The organism is Bradyrhizobium sp. AS23.2, assembly GCF_001908185.1.
Lineage (GTDB): Bacteria > Pseudomonadota > Alphaproteobacteria > Rhizobiales > Xanthobacteraceae > Bradyrhizobium.
In genome coordinates this window covers 1-4,311 of sequence record NZ_LGHM01000268.1, presented here as the reverse complement: position 1 = coordinate 4,311, position 4,311 = coordinate 1, and the positions used below count along the sequence as shown (strand labels likewise).

5 protein-coding genes and 1 pseudogene are annotated in these 4,311 nt (G+C 60.5%); 2 read left to right on the top strand and 4 right to left on the bottom strand.

What is annotated here, in order from left to right:
• Positions 1-256: 256 nt before the first annotated feature.
• A complete protein-coding gene (gene vapB, locus AC630_RS40475; protein ID WP_074123919.1) occupies positions 257-490 on the top strand; it encodes a type II toxin-antitoxin system VapB family antitoxin in 234 nt (77 codons plus the stop codon).
• Entirely contained in the window at positions 490-888 is a 399-nt protein-coding gene (vapC, locus tag AC630_RS40470) for a type II toxin-antitoxin system tRNA(fMet)-specific endonuclease VapC (RefSeq protein ID WP_074123918.1), read from the top strand. Before vapB ends, vapC begins: the two co-directional genes overlap by 1 nt.
• Before the next feature lie 30 nt (positions 889-918).
• Here the strand turns inward: vapC and AC630_RS40465 are convergent, their stop codons facing one another.
• The 4 genes and pseudogenes from AC630_RS40465 to AC630_RS47570 all read right to left on the bottom strand — a co-directional run.
• Positions 919-2,643: a site-specific integrase gene (locus tag AC630_RS40465; protein WP_074123917.1), complete on the bottom strand. Its 1,725-nt coding sequence runs from the start codon at positions 2,641-2,643 to the stop codon at positions 919-921.
• A 106-nt stretch (positions 2,644-2,749) separates the two neighbouring features.
• Positions 2,750-3,526, bottom strand: a complete 777-nt coding sequence (locus tag AC630_RS47580) for a hypothetical protein (RefSeq protein ID WP_245330656.1) — start codon at positions 3,524-3,526, stop codon at positions 2,750-2,752.
• 153 nt (positions 3,527-3,679) lie between these two features.
• Positions 3,680-3,931: pseudogene (locus AC630_RS47575) on the bottom strand (recombinase family protein); the annotation flags it as partial.
• A gap of 40 nt (positions 3,932-3,971) precedes the next feature.
• A partial coding sequence (locus tag AC630_RS47570) for a recombinase family protein (RefSeq protein ID WP_245330655.1) occupies positions 3,972-4,311 on the bottom strand: 340 nt, incomplete at its 5' end.

The following is a 4,311-nucleotide window of genomic DNA, read 5'->3' as shown; positions in this document are numbered from 1 at the left end:
ACCTCGTATTGCTGTTCGAGGTTGACGAGGACTCGGGTCTCTTCGTCGGAAAATGGTACCAGTTCCGCGGCCATGCGCGATTATCCCACAAAAAATGCAATTGGCAATATTGCGGGATAATTTGTTTATTTACATAGATTTAGATGGATTCAGAGTGGTCGGAACTTGGACCTCGCACTGCTGGGTGACCGGATCTTGTAGAAATTCGATTGCTAACTTATGTATATCCCGCTGGGATATGCGAAGGGAAAGCGTCATGACGACATCCACGGTTTTCATCAGTAATCGCAGCCAAGCCGTCCGCCTGCCCAAGGCAGTCGCCTTTCCGGAGAATGTGCATCAGGTCGACATTCTGAAGATCGGCCGCAGCCGCGTGATCGTGCCCCAAGGCAAGCGATGGGATGATCTGTTTCAGAACGGACCGCGCGTCAGCAAGGATTTCATGGTTGAACGTGAACAGCCGGCGGCCGAGGAGCGCGAGTCGCTCTGATGCTCACCTACATGCTCGACACGAATATCTGCATCTATGTCATGAAGAACTATCCACCGGACTTGCGCGAAAAGTTCAATGCGCTCGCCGAGCAACTCTGCATCTCAAGCATCACGCTCGGCGAGTTGCATTATGGCGCAGAGAAGTCGGCACGCCGCGCCGACAATCTAATGGCTATCGAGCAGTTCGTGGCGCGTCTTGACGTGCTGCCATTTGCTGACAAGGCGGCCGCGCACTACGGTCAGGTCCGAGCCGAACTGGAGCGCGCGGGAACGCCCTGCGGTCCGCACGACATGCAGATCGGTGGTCATGCGCGCAGCGAAGGATTGATCGTCGTCACCAACAACATGCGCGAGTTTACCCGTATGCCGGGGGTCAGAGTCGAGAACTGGGTTTGACTGAAGCGCGGCCCGCCACGGCACCTGGACTTACGCTTTGCGAACCCGGCTATGCCGTTGTTGCCGTTTGCCTCGGTTTGCCGCCGGCCGTGAACCGCGCTCGCGGCGCGGCTGCGAACGGCCCCGGTGATGCTGTGGTCCTGTGACCTGCGGCAGCTTGGGCAGCGGCCAGTCCAGCTTGCCCGGGCGGTTCTGGTCGAGTTCGTTTGTCATGGGCAACGTACCTCCGGCCTTGACGTAGGCCAGCAGCACCGCGTCGCTCCACAATTTCATCGCCTCGGTCTTCAATGGCATGTCTTGGCTCGTGAGGTAAAACTCCCGCGTGACCTCCGACATCTCGTCGTCCGGAGCGTTGCGGTCGCGCGGCAAAACATGGCCGAGCAGGGCCGACGCCGCCGCCTGAGGCACCTTGTCGGAATGCGCCTTCAGGAAATCCGCTCCGATGGTCCTCACCAGATGCGGCCAGAAGCGCGGCAGGCCTTCGAGATAGTTTTCCGTGTACGCGCCCTTGCTGGTCTTCTTCCGGCCGCCCATGGCGCGCAGATGCGCATTCAGGCTGCTGGGATACAGTCCGGGATCCGGGTTGTGCGGGTGTTTGCTGCGGCTCTTCCGTCGGGACGAGGCAAACATCCATTCGCTGGTGCTGCGCAGGCCACGCTTTTTGCCGATGAGCGCTTCAAAATCTCTCTGGCAACAGCGCACGATGTGGAGCAGGAACGGCGGGATGGGGAGCATGAAGCGCCGCTTGTTCTTGACACCCTCGGCGGGCCATTCCGCCGTGCCCCAGGGCTGAGCGGCGGTGGAATACGGATTCAGCGGATCGGCGTATTGCAGCTTGCTGCGCTTGAGCTGGGTGCAGGTGTATTTCCGGTTGAGCGTGAAGACCAACCACCACAGGCTGGCCCGGACCGCGGGCGAGACCTTCCGGTTTCCGCTGCGACCGGCGCAATAGCGTTCGTGGATGACGAGCAGCTTGCCTAGCGCATCGACCTTGAACGCCGCCCTTGCCGCGTTGAATTCGCGATCGCGGTCCTCCATCTCCTCGATTTCATCGGCCGTCGGCTGCGGCGGCTTGATCTCCTCCCACCAGGGCACGACGCCGACGAGTCCGCTCTCGATGGTTCGTTCTGAACGGGCCCAGGTCAGCGCGGCCCGAATCCAGGCGAGGGTCTTGCAGCAGGCGCCGTGCCCTCGCTCGAGGTGGACGGCATCGAGCAGTTCGATCAGGTCGACGTCGGTCAGATTGGACAGCCTCTTGGCCTGCCAGGCGGCGAACTGAGGCTTATCGAAGCAACCCGCGATATCGCCCAGGGTGCTTGGCGCCGGCAGTTTGACGCGCTTGCCCTTCTTGCACTTGACTCGTCGCGAGGCCTGGAATTCGCGGTCGAGGTCTGCCCAGCTCCAGCCCTTTGTGCGCGGGCGTCGGCCCGACCGCATCGCATAGTAGCGCGCGCCGGCGGTGTCGCGCGCCTTTTTCACAGCAAGATAGTTGCCGTCGCCGGGCTCGCGTTTGGCGTTGCCGATCCGCTTCATCTGGCCGTTGGCCCGGACGAACCAGCCGACGCGGGGCCCTCGTTGGCGCAGGATCAGGTAACGTTGCTCCGTGTCGCAGTAGTCGTAGAACTCATTCGAGTCCTTGGCGCCCGCCGCACGGGCGAGCGCGTCACTGACCACGTCGTCGGTGATCAGAACCCGCTTCGACTTCTCAGCTGGTCTGCGTGAGCGTGACATGGCCACCTCGGTGACCCTGAGCACGAAGCGGCGGCGTGGGGGCGCAAAATCGCCCTGGCAAGTGCCTGAGGGGTTGGGCTTTTCGCCTGCGTTTCGGCTCGGATCGGCGCAAATTGCCCGCCGCAAGGACTCATACCGTTAGAGCACGGGAATCATAATCCTGGGGTCGGGGGTTCGATCCCTCCCCCGCTACCATGCGTCCCCCACTATTCTCAAAAGTGGGTTTCTGGCTGTAGCGGTCTCCCGCTACCATGTATCCCCCACTACCATGGTGGGCCGGAGGAAAGACTTCCCCGCCTATTAGGGTGGCGAGCTTACCTTTCACTTCGACCTCGAAGCCCTTCCAAGGTCCCTTTGGGTGGACCGTGACGCTGTGCACAAGCGTCCGAAAATCTTGGATTAGGGAACCGCGATCGTCCTCTGCCGTCGAATGACCAGCCATTGTATCGGCAAGTGCGTTCACCGTGCTGATGTAGCGATCCAAGGCAGCTGGGTGGAGCGCGATGGGAACTGGGGCTTCTTCGAGTGCGGCCATTTCGGCTTCGACGCGCAACCGCTCTTCCTTTAGCTCCGCGATCCGCTGTTTGGCATCCTCCTCGGAGATGACGTACTTGATCACAAGATCAATGTTGCGTTGCCGCTCCCCTTCGATCCGGTCACGTTTCGCCACCAGTCGCGCACGCACCGCCACCGCGTCCCCCGCAAGCCGCTCTCGTTCACGATTATAGTTGCGCACGTAAGTCTCGATCAGCCGCGGATCCTTCAATTCCTCGGTCATGCCGCTGAGCACAAGCCTTTCGGTATCGCGCAGGTAGATGATCCGGCGATTCGAACAACTCCCGCTCTCGCGAACCGCTGAGCAGCGAATCCTGGTCTTTCCAGTCTTGTCACGGTCATGAACCGACATCCCTGATCCGCAACAGCCGCAGCGAAGGAGACCAGAGAGGAGATGCGGCGCCCGCCGCTTTACGTGGCTGGGCAAGTGGCTCTTCGCCGTCTTTAGAGCGTGAGCTTGCTCCCAAATGGACTGTTCGACGATGCGTACCTGGGGCGCCTCGATGCATTGCCACTCATCACGAGGGGTCGGGCGAGATAGTCGTTTGCCTGTATCCGGATCCTTGACCATCCGGACTTTGTTCCAGACGATACGGCCGGCATAGAGTTCGTTGAAGATAAGTCCGGCACCACGTTGGGCGTTGCCATTGATTGTCGACGCGTTCCATCGCTGGCCTCGCGGTGGACGAACGTTTTCTCGGTTGAGATCGTGCGCGATGTCCCGGGGCGTTCGTCCCGCAGCGTATGCCGTGAAAATGCGCCGTACGATCGCAGCTTCGTCTTCGACAATTTCAAGTTCACCGGGTTTGCCGGGAACGGCTCGATATCCGTAGGCACGCCCCCCCGGCGTGTCGACCGTCTCGTATCACACCGGCCATACCGCGACGGACCTTCTTCGCTCCGTCTTCGCGCTGCATCTGTCCAACGAGGCCGCGAATTCCAATCAAAATCGAGTCCGCAGTGCCGTCATGAACGGCTTGGATTTCGATCCCTTGGAAAGATAGCCTTTTGTGGATGCCGGCCAGGTCTTCCATGTCACGAGAAAGCCGATCCAGCGCTTCCACAATGACAACGGTGAAACGTTGTTGGCGTGCAGCATCCATAAGCTGCATCAAGCCATCGCGCCCGATTACAGAG

Coding starts and splice junctions, on each gene's coding strand:
- vapC (WP_074123918.1), top strand. CDS start 490: ATGCTCACCTACATGCTCGACACGAATATCTGCATCTATGTCATGAAG.
- vapB (WP_074123919.1), top strand. CDS start 257: ATGACGACATCCACGGTTTTCATCAGTAATCGCAGCCAAGCCGTCCGC.
- AC630_RS47580 (WP_245330656.1), bottom strand. CDS start 3,526: ATGTCGGTTCATGACCGTGACAAGACTGGAAAGACCAGGATTCGCTGC.